At 38.6% G+C, this 1,372-nt stretch carries 2 protein-coding genes and 1 pseudogene; 2 read left to right on the top strand and 1 reads right to left on the bottom strand.

The window, feature by feature from the left end:
- Nucleotides 1-478 (top strand): sugar phosphate nucleotidyltransferase (locus AC4GME_RS13245; RefSeq protein ID WP_490379556.1); only part of this gene is annotated, 478 nt, incomplete at its 5' end.
- Nucleotides 471-1,187: an acylneuraminate cytidylyltransferase family protein gene (locus AC4GME_RS13240; protein ID WP_490378434.1), complete on the top strand. Its 717-nt coding sequence runs from the start codon at nt 471-473 to the stop codon at nt 1,185-1,187. The genes AC4GME_RS13245 and AC4GME_RS13240, both read left to right, overlap by 8 nt.
- On the opposite strand, the pseudogene AC4GME_RS13235 reads toward AC4GME_RS13240, so the two are convergent.
- Nucleotides 1,167-1,372: pseudogene (locus AC4GME_RS13235) on the bottom strand (hypothetical protein); the annotation flags it as partial. The gene AC4GME_RS13240 and the pseudogene AC4GME_RS13235 sit on opposite strands and share 21 nt — an antisense overlap.

Raw genomic sequence — 1,372 nt, 5'->3', positions numbered from 1 at the left:
TGTTTATGAAGACTCCCCGCTTGGAACTGGGGGCGCGTTAGGGTTGTTGCCCAATGATTTGCCAAAATTACCATTAATTATGATGAATGGTGATATTTTGACTAATATGAATTTTCTGAAATTATTAGATTTCCATAACAATGAATCAGCCGATGCTTCTATGTGTGTGCGGGAATATGAGTATCAAATCCCTTACGGAGTTATCCAAAGCGATGGTGTAAAAATAATTAGTATGGTAGAAAAACCCACGCAGTTATTTCATATTAATGCAGGAATCTACGTTGTGAACCCAGATATTATTGGACAAGTTAAAAAAAATAAAAAAATAGATATGCCAACTCTACTTGAAAATAAAATAGAAGAAAAAGGCAATGTGATGATGTTTCCTATCCATGAATATTGGTTAGACATCGGCCGTATGGAAGATTATCAGAGAGCTCAGTCGGATATTTTAAATCTAAGGGGGGCTTATGATTGATGGTAAAAAGGTACTTGCTATTATTCCGGCACGCGGGGGCAGTAAAAGGTTACCACGTAAAAATATTTTGTCTTTACAAGGTAAACCGCTAATTGCTTGGTCGATTGATGCCGGATTGCAATCACAATATATTGACCGAGTGATGGTCAGTACAGATTGTAATGAAATTGCCGATATTGCAACTCAATATGGTGCAGAGGTTCCTTTCATGCGTCCAACTGATATTTCAGGTGATTCAGCATCAACTGATAGTGTTATTTTACATTTACTTTCAACACTCACTGGTGAAGATAAGGTTGATATCGTTGTCATTTTGCAACCAACGTCACCACTACGCTCTGCTATAGATATAGATATGGCTTTAGAAAAATTACTAGCTAAGCAGGCTGATGGAGTGGTCTCTGTCTGTGAATGCGAACACAGCCCATTTTGGAGTAATACCCTACCTACTGATGGTAATATGGGGGGATTTATGAAAGAGGAAGTCAAAGGTAAACGCAGTCAGGAACTACCTACTTGCTATCGCCTAAATGGTGCTGTTTATGCCTTCACTACCGAGTCGATGATTAACAACCAAGGCGTTCGTTATGGCGAGGGTGTGTTTAGCATCGAAATGCCCACCATAAGATCGGTTGATATTGACCATACTCTGGATTTTAAATTAGCAGAGGTGATCCTCAGCGAATCATTAAATGGGGGGGGTATGTGAGTTATTAGGGGGTTGTATTTCATGGATTAACCCAGCAATACGCTTGTCTACTGAATCTATAGTGTGTTGCCACTCAGCTGTGAATTCTTGTATTTTATCATGTTCATTATCTTTAATAACATTGTGGCGGTGGCAATATTTTTCAAAACCCATTCCAACGGTTGAGTATATAGATAATATATGAC

This window comes from Psychromonas sp. (genome assembly GCF_983033635.1).
Note: the sequence above shows the minus strand (reverse complement) of the source record. Positions and strands in the feature narration are given on the sequence as shown.